This is a genomic window from Liquorilactobacillus nagelii DSM 13675 (assembly GCF_019444005.1).
Classification (GTDB): domain Bacteria; phylum Bacillota; class Bacilli; order Lactobacillales; family Lactobacillaceae; genus Liquorilactobacillus; species Liquorilactobacillus nagelii.
On the sequence record NZ_CP049304.1, the window covers coordinates 909,570 to 924,972 of the forward strand.

At 36.1% G+C, this 15,403-nt stretch carries 12 protein-coding genes and 1 pseudogene; 3 read left to right on the forward strand and 10 right to left on the reverse strand.

Annotated elements, in window-relative coordinates; translation table 11 throughout:
• Positions 1-35 precede the first annotated feature (35 nt).
• Together G6O73_RS04790 and G6O73_RS04795 are read right to left on the reverse strand one after the other, a co-directional pair.
• Positions 36-1,532, reverse strand: a complete 1,497-nt coding sequence (locus tag G6O73_RS04790; RefSeq protein ID WP_057886158.1) for an amidase — start codon at positions 1,530-1,532, stop codon at positions 36-38.
• A gap of 117 nt (positions 1,533-1,649) precedes the next feature.
• Positions 1,650-2,894: a M20/M25/M40 family metallo-hydrolase gene (locus G6O73_RS04795; protein ID WP_057886159.1), complete on the reverse strand. Its 1,245-nt coding sequence runs from the start codon at positions 2,892-2,894 to the stop codon at positions 1,650-1,652.
• A 212-nt stretch (positions 2,895-3,106) separates the two neighbouring features.
• Between G6O73_RS04795 and G6O73_RS04800 the strand changes: the two genes are divergently transcribed.
• A complete protein-coding gene (locus tag G6O73_RS04800) occupies positions 3,107-3,688 on the forward strand; it encodes a TetR/AcrR family transcriptional regulator (RefSeq protein ID WP_057886160.1) in 582 nt (193 codons plus the stop codon).
• 240 nt (positions 3,689-3,928) lie between these two features.
• Here G6O73_RS04800 and G6O73_RS04805 read toward each other — a convergent pair whose 3' ends face one another.
• The 5 genes from G6O73_RS04805 to G6O73_RS04825 all read right to left on the reverse strand — a co-directional run bounded on the left by G6O73_RS04805 (position 3,929) and on the right by G6O73_RS04825 (position 9,926).
• The gene (locus tag G6O73_RS04805; protein WP_057886161.1) at positions 3,929-4,138 is read right to left on the reverse strand and encodes a hypothetical protein; all 210 of its coding nucleotides are present in this window, start codon (positions 4,136-4,138) and stop codon (positions 3,929-3,931) included.
• Positions 4,139-4,296: 158 nt separating this feature from the next.
• On the reverse strand, positions 4,297-5,169 hold the full coding sequence (locus G6O73_RS04810) for a MurR/RpiR family transcriptional regulator (RefSeq protein ID WP_057886162.1): 873 nt from the start codon (positions 5,167-5,169) through the stop codon (positions 4,297-4,299).
• A gap of 30 nt (positions 5,170-5,199) precedes the next feature.
• On the reverse strand, positions 5,200-6,108 hold the full coding sequence (gene murQ / locus G6O73_RS04815) for an N-acetylmuramic acid 6-phosphate etherase (protein ID WP_057886163.1): 909 nt from the start codon (positions 6,106-6,108) through the stop codon (positions 5,200-5,202).
• Positions 6,109-6,397: 289 nt separating this feature from the next.
• Entirely contained in the window at positions 6,398-7,897 is a 1,500-nt protein-coding gene (locus tag G6O73_RS04820; protein WP_057886164.1) for a glycosyltransferase, read from the reverse strand.
• A gap of 73 nt (positions 7,898-7,970) precedes the next feature.
• A complete protein-coding gene (locus G6O73_RS04825) occupies positions 7,971-9,926 on the reverse strand; it encodes a collagen-binding domain-containing protein (protein ID WP_219935218.1) in 1,956 nt (651 codons plus the stop codon).
• A gap of 384 nt (positions 9,927-10,310) precedes the next feature.
• Here G6O73_RS04825 and G6O73_RS04830 point away from each other — a divergent pair, with 384 nt between their 5' ends.
• Positions 10,311-11,411, forward strand: a complete 1,101-nt coding sequence (locus tag G6O73_RS04830; protein ID WP_057886165.1) for a helix-turn-helix domain-containing protein — start codon at positions 10,311-10,313, stop codon at positions 11,409-11,411.
• A gap of 65 nt (positions 11,412-11,476) precedes the next feature.
• On the opposite strand, the gene G6O73_RS04835 is transcribed toward G6O73_RS04830, so the two are convergent.
• Positions 11,477-12,208 (reverse strand): SGNH/GDSL hydrolase family protein, encoded by a 732-nt coding sequence (locus tag G6O73_RS04835; RefSeq protein ID WP_057886166.1) that lies wholly within the window; start codon positions 12,206-12,208, stop codon positions 11,477-11,479.
• Between the two features lie 155 nt (positions 12,209-12,363).
• Here G6O73_RS04835 and G6O73_RS04840 point away from each other — a divergent pair, with 155 nt between their 5' ends.
• Positions 12,364-12,978, forward strand: a complete 615-nt coding sequence (locus G6O73_RS04840) for a hypothetical protein (RefSeq protein WP_057886167.1) — start codon at positions 12,364-12,366, stop codon at positions 12,976-12,978.
• A 61-nt stretch (positions 12,979-13,039) separates the two neighbouring features.
• Here G6O73_RS04840 and menC read toward each other — a convergent pair.
• Both menC and G6O73_RS04850 read right to left on the reverse strand, forming a co-directional pair.
• A pseudogene (menC, locus tag G6O73_RS04845) lies at positions 13,040-14,147 on the reverse strand (o-succinylbenzoate synthase).
• A 19-nt stretch (positions 14,148-14,166) separates the two neighbouring features.
• On the reverse strand, positions 14,167-15,396 hold the full coding sequence (locus G6O73_RS04850; protein ID WP_057886169.1) for an MFS transporter: 1,230 nt from the start codon (positions 15,394-15,396) through the stop codon (positions 14,167-14,169).
• Positions 15,397-15,403: the final 7 nt, after the last annotated feature.

Genomic DNA, 15,403 nt, shown 5'->3' on the forward strand with positions numbered 1-15,403 from the left:
ACTTTGAGGAACAGTATTTTTGAGCTTAATTAAAGTTAATCAGTCAAATTAGTCGGATGAAAAAACTTTAACTGTCTTTCCTTTTCAAATAGCAACGCAAATTGTAACAACAGCTGTTCCTGGCCCTTGCCCGCAGTTAATTGGATTCCTAGTGGTAGACCTGAACTAGTAATTTCAGTTGGCAGGCTAATTGCCGGATTACCTGTTAAATTTGCCTGCTGAGTAAATGGCGATAGTTTTAACGATGGCAGCCATTGATTCCAAATTAACTGTCTTTGTTCATTTACTGTAAGTTCCTCAGCATGTTTCATTTGACTTAAATTCTCCTGACTAACTAATGACTGGCTAACCAATGGGGCAACTGTCGCAGTTGTTGGTGTTAAAATCACCGGATATTTTTTATGCAGTCCAGCCATCTGGTACGCCGCTACATCCCAGCAATTTAACGCTTGACTATACTCCGCTGCAGAAATATTTTTCCCTGTCTGATAAAGTGCCCAAGCTAAGGGCTCCATATCATTTCGCGTTAAGCTTCGACCTAATAATTGTTGCAAATTAGCAAACATAGCTGCCGTTTCAGCTTCATTCATTAGATAATAACTTTTCATCAGTTCAACCCCATTAGTTGGCAACTTGATTGATCTAGTGACAAATCCTTGAGTATTTAAAAAAGCAACTGCATGAGCAACTGCTTGCTTGGCTGCCGCTGAAACCGGTGTTTTGACTGGTGATTCTGTCGTATAGCCGATAACAGTTTTAGTTGAAGGAACAACTAAACTGTTAAAAAAGCCATCCAAATTCAAAGGAACCTGAAAAACGGCAGCTGGTTGGACCGTTTGTAAAGCATCCAGTAAAAGAGCTGTATCTGCTACACTACGCGTCAAAGCGAAATTAACTGCCGCCCCTTGCCAAGAGCGCCAATCTGTTGGACCAGTCGGAACTCGGCCACGAGTCGGTTTCAAACCAATTGTCGCAGACCAAGAAGCCGGAATTCGAATAGAACCACCACCATCATTGCCAGCGGCTAATGGTAAAATTCCTGCAGCCACTGCAGCAGCAGCTCCACCTGATGAACCTCCCGGCTGATAATTCAAATTCCAAGGATTACGTGCTGGACCGAAAATCCTAGCATCAGTAATATTTTTGAAACCAAATTCAGGGAAATTAGTCTGACCGATAATGATAAAACCAGCTTTTTGCAGGGCTTGAACATAATTGTTGGTTAAACTGGCCGTTGCCGTTTTAAAAAGTCGATTTCCATATGTTTCTGGCTCACCCTTTAGTGACTGACCTAAACCTTTAAGTAAGATCGGCACGCCTAAAAATGGCTGCCCAGTATCTTGCAGTTGTTCAGCTTCAAGTACTGCCGCTGATCTTCTAGTAGATATTACTGCATTTAAATTTGGATTTTCAATAGAAATTTTTTTTAAAGCTAGGTCAATCAATTCAACCGAACTAAGCTTTCTTTGCCGTACTAACTCTGCTAATTTATAGGCTGGTTTTAATAATAAGTCTGTTTGCTTGTCACTCAATGAAGTCACCCCTGACTATAAGTTTATTTACCACTAATATACCATGCTAAAAAACAGCAAAAGTAAAATTAAATTAAAAAACCAACACAACGTTTGTGCTGGCCTTGTTTTTGATTATTAAGCTAAGTATTTTGCAACCACATCTTGGTAAATCTTGATAAAATTATGGAAAACATCGGCATCAACGTATTCATCGACTTGGTGAGCAGTCGTATTTCCCGGTCCAAAAATCAACACTTCCAGCTGAGGATTTTTTTTGATAAACTGCGAGGCGTCTGTTCCACCTGGAACACCAATAAATCCAAGCTTTTGTTGCAAGTATTTTTCTCCGACAGCCTGTGTAAGCTGGCTAAGCCGATTCTCAACGCTTGAGACAACTGGTTGATGCTTAAAATTAATTTTTAAGCTCAAATCAGCTTTAGTTTTTAGATTGATTTGTTTGACTAGCTTTGTCAGATGATTAATGATCTGTTCATTGGAAATTTCTGGAATTGTCCGGACAAAAACACTAAGTTTAGCTTCCCCGGGAACCGTATTTAACTGTTCTCCCCCAGAAATTTTAGTTAATACTGGAGTAGTTGAGCCCAAAAGACGATTATTTTTTTGGATTAACTCATCAAAATAAACATTCTGCTCATAAATAAACGCTAATAAACTGTCAATCGCGTTGACACCTAACTCGGGCATCGAACTATGAGCAGTTTTTCCGCGGCTAATAATATCATATGAAAGCGCACCCTTATGAGCAATTTCTAAAAAATGCTGTTCCGATCCTCGGTTAAACTGCAGAAGCTCTTTAAGATCTGACTTGGTAATTATGCCTAACTTTTCTAATCGTGGAGCAAAACTTTTTAGTCCTGTAACTGGAACTCCACTCGGTTCGCCTATTATCAAAGCTGTCAAATCATCAGCGAAGCCCTGTTCGACCATTTTTTGTGCGCCTACCTCACCACTTTCTTCACCAACCGTAGCATAAATTCTAAAAGTTCCATGCAGAGGAATTTGTAGTTCTTTTAAATTGATCATCGCGATAATTCCTGCCGCCAAGCCCGCTTTCATATCTGTTGACCCACGACCATAAATCCGGTGACCAATTTTTTTGCCACTCAATGGGCTTTCAGTCCAGTCAGCTGGATTGCTTAAGGCGACAGTATCTTCGTGTCCAGCAAAACCAAGTACCGGTCCCTTTCGATCACCAATTTCAGCAATTAAACCAGCTCGATTACTTGAAAATTCAACTTTTCTGGCTTCAATTCCATGTTTCTTTAACAAATTAATTAAATAATCGGCAACTTGTTCTTCTTGATTCCCATCTGTTCTAATTTGAATTAAATCTCTTAAGATGCGTTCTGCTTCATTCATTCAGAAGTGTCCTCCTTATTTTAAATCTGAAAAAAATGGTATACTATAGTTAGTTTTTATGCACTAGCTGATATTAGAATTATTATTAGCTAATTTCACTTCAACATTAATTACAATATTAATCAGTTTGAAACCGAAATCAATGCTTAATCGATAAGTGCTACAAAATTTAGGTTTTGTGACACTTATTATTTTGGAGGTAAGGTTTAGTTATGAATGGTAAACAGCGGATCGCCGAGCAATCACGTCAATGGTTTTGGGAAGCTTTTTTAGAATTATTGCAAGAAAAAAACTATCAAAAAATAACAATTGCTGAAATTGCCCAGAGAGCAGATCTGGATCGTAGGACATTTTATCGTTCTTTTCGCGGTAAAGAAGGGTTGATTAAGTGGTATTTTCAAAAAATGCTGGACCAATATCATGAAGTTTTATATCAGCAAGAACAACCCCTTCCGCTAAAAATCGGATTAACACTCTTTTTAAATTTTTGGCTCGAACGTCACGACACAATTCAACTTTTAATTCAAAACAAATTAACTTTTCACTTTTTGGAAATTTGGACCAAAGAAGCTATTGAAAACTACCATCTCTTTACTGAAAGTTGGCGAACAAATGGCTCTGAAACTGAAATTACTTATATCGAAACTTTTATTACAGGTGGCCTTTGGGAAATTATTAATGTTTGGCTAGCAAAAGACCAGCCAGAAGATCCCCAAAAAATCATTAAAATTTTCATTAAATCATTACAGCAACTTTCTCTGACAACTAGTAAATTAAGCGACTCTGATTTTTAAAAGAGCCCAACGAGTTAAATCAGATTCTTTTTGATTCAACTATATTTATTATTCAAAGCGTACTTTTCCACCAATCGTCCCAACTTAATTGTATGGCTAATTATTAAGTGTTAAGTGTTAATTGCAAAACGTTAAAAAAAGTAATTTGTCTTTTAAAAAATCGTAAATTATAAAAAAAACCAGTGAGCTAAATTAATCTCTCTGGAGTTCAGTTCTTCTTATTTAATTCACCAAAAACAATCACAAAAGATAAGAAATTCCCAAAATAACAGCAACTACACCCAAAATGACAGCTACAAGTCTAATAAGCTTAGGATAAAAGCCACCAAACAAAAAGCCAAATTGAATTGGGACTGCACTTTTAATTGGTTGCCGTTTGCCATATTTGATTCCAATAACAGTTGCTGCAATTCCAACGATAATAAACATCAGACCAATAATTGCTTGCATTTACTCATCCTTCTTTTTAAGGACTTAAAATTGGCAGCGCTTTCTTAAGTTATGCGGCATTTATCTAAAAAAAACATCAATTATTACATATTTCAGCAACTGAACTTCTTCAACTTAAACTTAAACTTAAAATTAGGGATGAGTTATGAATAAAAAAATCAAGTTTGATCTTCAATTTTAAATCTATTGTGATAGTCAATTACCTCTTGACGAGAAGTAGCTAAGATTTTTGAATAGCGTTCAAAATTTTGGCTGACAAAATAATAAAAAATCAGATCAATTGCCATAAATTGAGCCAATAAGGAACTTGTAGCTGCAATTCGCTGCTTATCTTCCGGTGGTTGTGACGTATGAATACCAATATCAGAAGCCAAGAATAAGCGATTCTTACCGAAGCGAGTTAACGAGACAACTTCAACGCCAAACTTATGAGCAGTTTCAGCTGCAATCAAAGTTTCCGGTAATTCTCCGGAATTCGAGATAATCCATAGAATACTTCGCGAGTTCAAACTTACTAACTTCGGAAGTAATAGATTCAAATCATTGTCTACTGTAATGGCATAACCCAACCGACTCCATTTTTGTGAAATATTTTCAGCTACAAGTGCTGATGCTCCAATTCCCAAGAGTAAGATTTGCTGACTATTGCTTAATTTACTAACTAGTTTTTTTATTTCGGTTTGATCGATTTGATCACTCGTTTCCTGCAATGTCTGCTGAGCATTAGCCAGTAGCTTGTGTTCAATGTCAGTTAAACTCTCATTTGCTGCTATGTCAGCATAAATTTTAGTGTGTGAGTGATCTCTTGATAAATCAGCCGCTAATTCAACTTTCATTGTGGTGTAACTAACGCTTTTTAAATGCTTAACTAATCTAATTACTGCTGCCGGACTTGCTTTAGCTGCCACTGCCAACTGTGCCACCGTCATTGAAACAACAATTTGTGGATTGGCAATAATATAATTGGCAACCTTTCGTTCAGATTTTGATAATTCTGCCAGCAGATTTAAAAGTTCTCCTTTAACAGACATTGTATTTCCTCGAGTCTCTTATTATTTGATTTAATTTCCCGATTCTTGGTTACGAATTACCGTGGCAATCTGATTGTTATTTTGTCTTAAATAATCTAAAGCCGCTTGATAATCTAAGCCAGTTTTCCCCATAACAATTGCAACCGGAACTTGCTGATGAGCAAGGCCTAAAAGTTGCTTTGCATCTTCACTTCTTTTGGCAGTAGTCGCCTTAATAATTTGAATTGCTCGTTTTACTAATTTTTCATTAGTCGGCAAAACATCAACCATCAAGTTTTGATAAACCTTGCCGACTTTAATCATTACTCCGGTTGAAATCATATTCAAAACTAACTTTTGAGCAGTACCTGCTTTCAAACGAGTTGAACCGGTAACAACTTCTGGACCGACCACTGGTGCAATTGTTAAATCGGCCGTTTCCGCCAACTTGCTATCTGGAACACAGACTACGGCAATCGCTTTTCCATGTATTTTGCGACAATAATTAACAGCTCCGATTGCATACGGTGTTCGTCCGCTTGAAGCTAAAGCAATCAATGTATCCTGAGCAGAAAAATTTATTTTCTGTAAATCCGTGACACCTAGCTTTTGATTGTCTTCAGCCCCTTCGATTGCTTGAAACATCGCATTTTTTCCCCCAGCAATCAAACCAACTGCTTGCTGAGGTTCTAGACCAAAAGTCGGTACTAATTCAGCAGCATCCAAAACTCCCAACCTTCCAGATGTCCCAGCACCACAATAGATCAACCGACCACCTGCATTGAAACGTTGACTAATTAAATCAACAGCTTGAGCAATTATATCAAGTTGTGTTGCAACTGCTTCGGCTACCTTTTGGTCCTCTCGATTAATTAACTGCAGCATTTCTTTTGTTCCCAGCTGATCAATTTTCATTGTCGCTGGATTTCGTTGTTCTGTTATCAGTTTTTCGACTTTCATAAAACACCGACTTCCCTTGCAATTCAAGTTTGATTTTTTAAAGCAGTCATTGGGGGCTTTATTCAATTATCATAGCATAATTCGGCAACTTCTGAAATAATATTTTATTAAAATTACTATTAAACACTAAGTTGTGACATTTTATTTCCTAAAAAGCTGAAAAACTTTAAAAATCAAAGTGAATTCAATTGAAATTGATTAAATCAAACTAAAACTAATTTCAAAAAAGGAAATTTAGTAAAAAACGTAGCAAAAAGCCTCGCTATTCGAGCGAGGCTCATTAAAATTGTTAAACTTGAATTTTTGTTTTTGCTTTAACGATTAAGCCTTCCCAGACCTTTTGAACTTGATCTTCTTGGTATCGGTGCATACTCTGTGGTGCATTTTGACTGTAAAATTTCAACTTTTCCCGATGACTAAGCAAATCAAACACTGTTCGGTATAGTTTGCCAAAATCACCAGCTGGCAATATTCGACCATTCAAGTGGTCCTGTACCATTTCATTTGGCCCATAGTTAATATCGTAACTAACAACTGGACAGCCATGACCAAGTGCTTCTAAAATTGCCATCGAAAAGCCTTCATAATCACTTGTCAACACTTCAAGATCAGCTGTTTGATAAACTGTTGTTAGATCAGCTTGATAACCACAAAAATGAATATAGCTGCTAGCTTTTCTTTGTTCAACCAATTTATGCAGCTTAGTCGACTCTTCGTAGTTGTTCCAACTATCATCATAACCATAGATTTTTAAATCAACAAATTTAAGTTTTTTATGAATCAGTGCAACTGCTTCGATTAAAGTATCCAATCTTTTGACACTAGTTAATCTGGCAACTGCAATTATTTGACCAGGAATTCGCTTAGCAAAGTTAGTTTTTTGTTCTACAAGCTCATTTGGCAAATAGCTAACAGGAATTGCATAACAAGGAACGTCTTTATTTCGCGCTTTAATATCCTTCTTTTCTTGTTGAGTTGAACAAATAATCCCATTTAACTTTTCGCCAAGCTGGAAAACTTCTTCGGTAAACGGAAAAAGTTTCCCGTTAGCTTTAGCATTTTCCGTAAAAATTGAATGAAAAATCACATAACGTTTTGCTGGTTTTCGCATTAACTTGAAAGGACGAATAGCATAGTCTTCACGATCTGAATAAAAAACAGCTGCTGAATCACTCTTTGCTAAACAGTCTAGAAAATAAGCCATCAATTGATCTTCTTGGTCAAATTGTAACCAGCAAGCGTGATAAAAAAGCTGAATTAATGTTAGAACTGGTTGATTGTCGGGTCCCCCACGATAATGATAGGTTAAGATTCCTTGCCCATTATTGTTATAATAGGTTTTGGTAATTAGTTTACCGCCATCATCATAAAATTCCGAATAACTAATCTGATTTCGGTAATAAAAGTCACGACGATCAGTGAACCCCCACCGATCAAAATAAGTTACGTAATTAATCAGCTTTCCTTGTAATTGAACTTCAAGTCGCAATTTTTGATCCTTAAATCCTTTTAACCCCTGTTGTTTTAATTTATTTGCTGAAAACATCTGCCGAATTAATTCTACCGACCCAGTTTGATTTGCTGAAAGTCGTTGAAAATAATCTTGTAAGTTGATAACTCTGCCAGATATTCCCAATTCTTGCCAAATAGTTTCTTGATTTGGATCAAATAAACGTGTCACAATTTTTGCAGGAGTTTGCAATTTATCAAAGAGCCGTAGACGTTTTATCTCAGCCAATTCAATTGCCGATGTCAGTCGGTCAATTCGCGAAGTAACAAAATAATGCATTTTTTACCTCCTCATGAAAAAACGATAGTGAAATACTTTCCGCTACCGTTTATTGGTTAAAACTGTTATTTTTCTAGTAATTTTTCTTTCTGCTAAATCCAAGCCAACTAATGATGCTACTCAATGCTAGTAGAACAACACCTATCAATGACATTGAACTTTGATTATCTTGACCGGTCTGGGGCAACGCTTTTCGAGAGTTTGCCTCTTTTGTTGTAGTGTCAGTTGAGCTCCCAATTGCTGAAAATTTCATCGATAACCGGTCAGTTTGTGTTGGCTGACTCGCTTGTGTTGGCTGTGTCGGCTGACTCGCTTGTGTTGGCTGTGTCGGCTGACTCGCTTGTGTTGGCTGCGTCGGCTGACTCGCTTGTGTTGGCTGTGTCGGCTGACTCGCTTGCGTTGGCTGCGTCGGCTGACTCGCTTGCGTTGGCTGCGTCGGCTGACTCGCTTGTGTTGGCTGTGTCGGCTGACTCGCTTGCGTTGCCTGTGTCGGCTGTGTTGGTTGGTTGGGATGAATATCCCAACGATGAGACTCCCCACCTGTAATGTTCACATTTTTTGCAACAATATTACCATCAATATTCACTCCAGCATTTATGGTAGCATTTGGCGCCAGAATGCTGCCCATAAAACGACCACCGCTAAAATTGAATGTCTGATCACTAGTCCCTAAGTTCCATAAAATATGATTTGGTTCTGAATGAGCCTCACCACTAGATAAGCCACTGGTTCCATCACTATAATCTAGTTCAATTTGAGTTGAAATCGACTGACTACCAGTCGGAATGTCTGTAACATTAATAACAATTGTAGGTCCATCAATCGAACTAGAAACACCCTTAATTGTAATCGATTGCGAAGCGCTTAAGTATTCAAAAGGAATATTCACATAAACAATTCCAGCGTCTGCAGTTGCTTTGGAAACATCAACGTAACGATTATTCATATCTTCAAAATTTTCTATAACACCATTTGAGTTTTGATGAGTTGCATATTCAGTTGAATTGGCTGATAATTCTTCAAAAACTTGAGCAAAATCAATATACGTATTACCATTTGTGTCTTGATAAACATCGTCTGCTTTCAAGTTTGTCATAACTACCCCGTCAAGCAAAACTTGATCCCCATTGATTGACACATTAACGTCTTTTCCTAGCACAACATGATTGAAACTAGTATTACGAAAAGAACTAGATTCAAGCGCTGTCCCCAGTTCCTGAATGTAATAAATATCTCCACTTGTTAAATTATCAGATTCATTTCTAGTTCCAAAATCAACCGTACTTTTTAAAACACCAACTGCAACATTGCCATTAACATCAGCTCCAAAATTGGCTTGATTAGCAAAAATATGAAACAGTGAAGCTAATTTCAGAACACTATTCGTATTGAGGCTTTTCACGTCAATTCCCAAGCTTTTTAAGTAATTATCTGTATCTATCGAAGTGGCTGCAGTTTGAATTGAGTCAGTTTGAGCACTAAACGTTTGAACTGAATTTGCTGTTGCAGCAGTTGACGATGAAGAAATCATCTCAGCTTGACTTGCAGTTTGTGACGTACTCTTTGATGAAACTTGATTATTCTCACTCTCTGAGCTGACAGTACTTTCAGCCTTGCTGGTATCAGCACTTGAGTTACTTTCTGAAGTTTTCTCAGCTGCTAAACTAGCCACTTCTTTTGGTTGATTATCTGATGCAATTGAACTAGTCTTTTCAGCTTGAGTTGCAACTGAACTGTTTGTGACTGAAGAGGAACTACTTTCTTGGCTAGCTGAATCAGCCAAAGATACATCTGTTTTGTCACTATTTGATACTTTATCAACAGCAACTGATGAGCTGCTTTCTGAATTACTGTTAGAATTTGAAGAACTAACTGCACTAATAGCAGAGGTAGTATCCGCTTTAACACTTGTTGAATTGTTTTCAACAACTATTCCTGCCCCACTTAAGAAAGTAACTGAAAGAGCTGCAAACACCCATTTTTTACCGTCCTTGTACATTTTATAATGTAATTTGTGATCAAAAGCCATTCTGAAAATCCTCCCATTTTTTTCTTAAAAAAGCTAACAAATCATTTCTCTCATTTGTGTATCCCTTGCACAAAAGTGACATTATCTTTCGAATATAGTATACTTAAATAGAAATATAAATCAAGATATATTAAAAATGTGCTACATAAACGACTTTTTGTGACACAAAAAATAAATTACTTTTAAAATGTAAATTTGAACACAATAATTAAGTTTTATCTGATCTATTTTCAAAAACGGCATCTTTTCTAAATATTTTTTATATTCGAATTTTAAAACATAAATAAAGATTAATAATATCTCCTATTTGATAGTTTATAATGTAGCAAAATAAATTTAACTGGAAAATTTAGCAATTAACTAGACTTTTTAGAGGTGATTAGCTTGGCAAAAAAAGAAACATTGCAACTACTATGCAATGTCTTTTCCATTGATGTTTATGAAAGCCTTAAGCACAAAATAACTATTCTTTCAAATAATTCCGCTTTTGACATGACACAGCTTGTTCAAGAAACATTAAAATTAAAATTACCCAACAAACTAAATGTGCTTAATATTCACAATTTTTATTCAGTAGTTATTCCAATCAGTGAGAATCATCAGTTGATTATTGTTCCACATATCAATACAACGAATATACCTGATAATTTTAAACAACTGACCAAATTCATTAATAATTTATACTCTCTAAGTCGCTTAATTTATGAAATAGTAATTGGAAAGTCCGCCCCAGTTTGGAAAGTTTATTTAAAAACAGTTCCGACTGCCAAGGAAAAAGTTAATTTTGTGAAATCAGAAAATTTAACAATTATGTTGGAAAATGAAAATAAGTTATTTAAAACTATTCAAAATCTTGATAATCATGGTTTCCAGCTGGCGCTATTAAACCCGATGGTTACTGACTATATGGGCGAAATATTTGAGAAAAATGGATTCTTACGGGGTAAAAAAGATGTCATGATCAGATTTGTCTGTCTAATGACTGATCAAGCGATTAAAACTAAAAAGGCAAAAACAGCTGATGTTTTCAAGTTGGAAGATAACATTCTTGGAAAAATCGAGTTCAAAGAAAGTCCACCGCCGATGAAACTTTGGAAAGCTCAAATTGCTTCACAATTCTTCTTTGATTTTGAAAATTTGGTTAAAAAGTCCAACCTCTCATTGGCTGAAAAATGTGCCAGCTATATTCAAAATAATATTATGAAGAAGCTAACTACTGCTCAGATTGCTGCAGAGCTAAACTGTTCACCAAGTTCATTAGTCCATCATTTTAAAGAAGAATATCATCTGACTATTAGCAGTTATGTTAGGAATCAAAAGGTGAAAGCAGCTAAGCATATGCTAAAAAATAGTTCAATAAATATTTCTGAAATTGCCTATTCACTTGCCTATAGTGATCCCAATTACTTTATGAAGATTTTTAAAAACACAACTGGGATTACTCCCAAAACATATCGGCAAAAACATCTTGACTCACCCAACTAAATCATCAAAAAAACTACTAAAAAAAAAGCAAACCTCTATGTTTTGAGGTTCACTTCAAGACTTTTTTACTGATGTTCTAAAATCTCAATTATTTTCTGTTCAAAAAATGGTGTCCAAACTTTCAGATAACCGGCTTGTGTCGGATGAATTTGATCAAACATCGCATCTTGGCGAACTTTAGTACTAGCATTAACTCCTGAGTCATGGTATAAGTCAATAATTGAAAAATGCCACTTTTGCTGTAAATTAAATAGCTGTTCAACTAACTTACCATAAGCATCATCCCCAGCAAAAATGCAAGTAAAAAAAGCTAATGGGCAATTCAACTGATGTTTTGTATATTGACAGATGTATTCAATTGCCCCAGTAATCGTTTCAAGATCATAATCCTTTAATTTGGAAGCAGAAGAAAATTGGCCTAATTGCTTGCCCTGGCGTAAGTCATTGGTAGATAACTGACAAACAAGTAAATCGTACGGCCCTTGTGGTGTTATTTCATCTTTGAGTCTAGCTAGGTAACCAGCATGATTTTTACCAGCTAATGTTGCGCCGCTGATTGCCGATTTAATTGCTGTAACTCCATCTATTGCTTGTAAATAATCAACAAAAGAAATTCCTTTTGAAAAAGCACCATAAGTAATTGATGAACCTAAAAACCCGATTCTTTTACCGTTTAACTTGGAATCGGGTTGATAAGCAACCTTTTCCAAACTAAATTCACACGCATTTCCATGCTGATAAGCTGTTGAAGTAACCATTTTACTGAGATAGTTTTGAAAGAATTCACCTTGTGTCATCTTAACACCTTCATTTAATTTTTGGAGTTAAATTTTTAGTAACTTAAACTTTTTTTCGTAGCTCCCATAACTAATTCATTATATTCCAATCATAGTTATTAAGAAACTATTAATCAGTTATGTTAGCCAAATCCTTATAACTTGGAGTGATAAATGTGACAAGAAAGAACTTTTTAGAAATGTTTCTGACTATCCTAATGATATTTACCGGTTTTTTTGGTGTTGGTCTGAGTCTTAAATCACAAGGAACTGGAGCATTCTTGATGTATACCATTGACAGCAATTTACTTAATTTGATTGTTAATTTGCTGGTACTTTGTTCTTGGATTGCCAATGTGAATATAAAAAAATTTCTTGAACATAACATCTTATTGACCCTTAGATATACTGCTGCCTGTTGCTTAGGGCTAACCTTTTTGATTGTAATTCTTGTGTTAGGTCCAATGATGGGTTATCGTCAATTACTCTTTACCGGTCCGATGATCTTCAAGCATTTGCTTAATCCCCTGCTAGCAGTTGGTTCCTATCTATTACTAAATGATCAAACCAAGCTCAATTTTCGAAATAATTTGCTCACTTTAATTCCAACTATTTTATACGGTATTATCATAATTGTATTAAATATTTTGAAAATTATTAAAGGCCCCTATCCATTTCTGATGGTACGTTATCAGTCACTAACAACAACCATTCTTTGGATTTTAATAATTTTGTTAATTAATTTTATTGTTGCCAAATTGCTTCAATGGGCAACTCAATCAATTCAATAAAGAAGCCCTCTACTCAGAGGACTTCGTGACTCCACCAATAATACTTTGCGGAGTTTTGCTTTTATCTAACCACTTTAGCTGCTACCGTAAATTTTTTCAAGTTAGTTCGATCTATTTGATAGGCCCAGTCCGACTGTCTTGGGAACTTCAACATAGGTTCCAGTTAATTCGACTGGGGGAGAGATAATGTCTGCCGCATAATAGCGAGTGGATGCTGCAATATCATTTGGCAAAGTGTAGCCTGGTAAGGTTGCTACTGCCACATTAGCTGCCCGGGCAATTCCGGAATCAAGCATACCGCCACACCAGCAGGCAATTCCATTTGCGGCAGCAAGTTTTTGAATCTGTCTAGCAATTCCCAAACCACCCACTCGAGCAACTTTAATATTGATAATTCGTCCACTTTTTAACTCAATCATTTTTCGTGTATCATCCAGCGAGGTAACACTCTCATCTAAGCAAATACTAGTCTTTAACTGACTTTGTAAATGGGCATGATCCAATAAATCACCTGGCTCTAGTGGCTGTTCGATCATAATTAAATTCAAATCGTCCAACTTTTGCAATAACGGGGCATCTGCTAAGCGATATGCTGAGTTAGCGTCTGCCATCAACATTGCATCTGGAAACTCATCTCTGACTGCAGCTAAATATTCATAATCTTTACCTGGTTTAATTTTCATTTTGATTCGCCGATAACCGATGTTCAAGTAATCTCTAACTGCTTCAACCAGTGTTTGCGGACTAGATTGAACCCCGATACTGACTCCTGTTTCAATTTTAGTTTTAGTTCCACCTAATGCAGCAGCTAAACTCAGATGCTGCTGTTGCGCAAACAAATCCCAGAGCGCACAGTTAACAGCTGATTTTGACATGTTATTTTTACGAATACCAGCAAAGATTTGATAAATATCATCAGGATGCTGTATCTGCTGACCAACAATTTCTGGCAATAATTGTTCCTGCAATAAGGACCAACTACCACTGCAAAATTCTTCATTGTAAAAAGGAATGTCAAAGGCTGATGATTCACCAAAGCCACTATTTCCTTGATCATCAATTAACTCTAAAATGATGCATTTTTTATATTGCATCTTAGCAAAACTGGTTTCAAATGGTTTTCGCAACGGCAAATTAATTTGATATAACTTAGCTTCTTTAATTTTCAATTATTTCATCCCCCTCTGCTTAATTATTCTCATCAATTACTCGCTGTTGATTATCACGCAGTTCCTTAGCGTTAAAAGTTAACGAAACTATAAAGGAAAAGGCGGCACAAACAACTAAGAATAAGAAAGCAGCACTATATGAATTATTAAAATGTTCAATCAACACTCCAATGATGATTGGAGCCACAAAACCAGCCAATTGGCCACCAAAATTAACAATTCCAACAGCCGATCCATAAGCTTCTCCAGTAACAAGTTGAGCAAAAAAGGCAAAACACCCACTAAACGCTAAACCTTTAAAGAAGTAGGTCAAAATTTCAAAAACAATAACATAGCTTAAACTGGTTGATTTATACATGCCAAACATAAAGATCGTTGCTAACAAACAGCTAACTGCAATTAACCATTTTTCTCGGTTTTTAAAAAAATGGACCATCAAATAGCCAGATAAGATAGCTGCCACCCCAGCGCTAATTGATGGCAATGGTACCAACCAAGCGATTCCTGCTAAGTTAATCTGCCGTACACGTAATAAATAAGTTGGCATCCAAGAATCTAAACCTTTTGTAATAACGCTTAATCCCAAAACAACTAAGAAAAATTGCCAAACAACCGGATTAGTTAACGATCTTTTCCAATTGATTTTCTTCTTGGGTTCATTTGCATTCGATTGACGTTGTTTAATTGGTCGTAATGTAAAGTAATAAATTAAGACAAATATTAAACCAATAATCCCCATTAAATGAAAAGCAACTCGCCAGCCTAAAGCGGCAATAACTGGTGCAATAATTAATGGCGCAATTGCTGAACCCGCATAATTAGATGAAATTATTGCTGAAGTTGCCTCAGACCGCTGAGTAAAAGAAAATTCTTCAGCAATTTCTTTTAAACTGGCTGATGGGAAAGCTCCTTCACCAATTCCAAAAAGAATCCGAATGACTAACAATGATGCTAATGACCAAGCAAATCCCGTCAAAACTGTAAAAATTGACCACATTAAAATAGCAACCAGGACAGTTAACTTTGAACCAAACTTATCAGCTAACCAACCGCCAGGAATCTGCATTAAGGCATAGCTGAAAAAAAATGCACTTGAAACGACCCCTAATTGAGTAGCATCTAAATGAAAGTCTGTCCCAATATATGATAATGTGATATTGACAGCTGAACGATCGATAAAACAAATAATAAATGCAAAATACAATAATCCGAAAACCAATTTCGGCTTTTTCTGATAACTCTTTTCCATATTAAAA

Bases quoted from the DNA above. Each gene is read 5' to 3' on its own strand.
- G6O73_RS04795 (WP_057886159.1), bottom strand. From the start codon at position 2,894: ATGAATGAAGCAGAACGCATCTTAAGAGATTTAATTCAAATTAGAACA.
- G6O73_RS04800 (WP_057886160.1), top strand. From the start codon at position 3,107: ATGAATGGTAAACAGCGGATCGCCGAGCAATCACGTCAATGGTTTTGG.
- G6O73_RS04805 (WP_057886161.1), bottom strand. From the start codon at position 4,138: ATGCAAGCAATTATTGGTCTGATGTTTATTATCGTTGGAATTGCAGCA.
- G6O73_RS04810 (WP_057886162.1), bottom strand. From the start codon at position 5,169: ATGTCTGTTAAAGGAGAACTTTTAAATCTGCTGGCAGAATTATCAAAA.
- murQ (WP_057886163.1), bottom strand. From the start codon at position 6,108: ATGAAAGTCGAAAAACTGATAACAGAACAACGAAATCCAGCGACAATG.
- G6O73_RS04820 (WP_057886164.1), bottom strand. From the start codon at position 7,897: ATGCATTATTTTGTTACTTCGCGAATTGACCGACTGACATCGGCAATT.
- G6O73_RS04825 (WP_219935218.1), bottom strand. From the start codon at position 9,926: ATGGCTTTTGATCACAAATTACATTATAAAATGTACAAGGACGGTAAA.
- G6O73_RS04835 (WP_057886166.1), bottom strand. From the start codon at position 12,208: ATGACACAAGGTGAATTCTTTCAAAACTATCTCAGTAAAATGGTTACT.
- G6O73_RS04850 (WP_057886169.1), bottom strand. From the start codon at position 15,396: ATGGAAAAGAGTTATCAGAAAAAGCCGAAATTGGTTTTCGGATTATTG.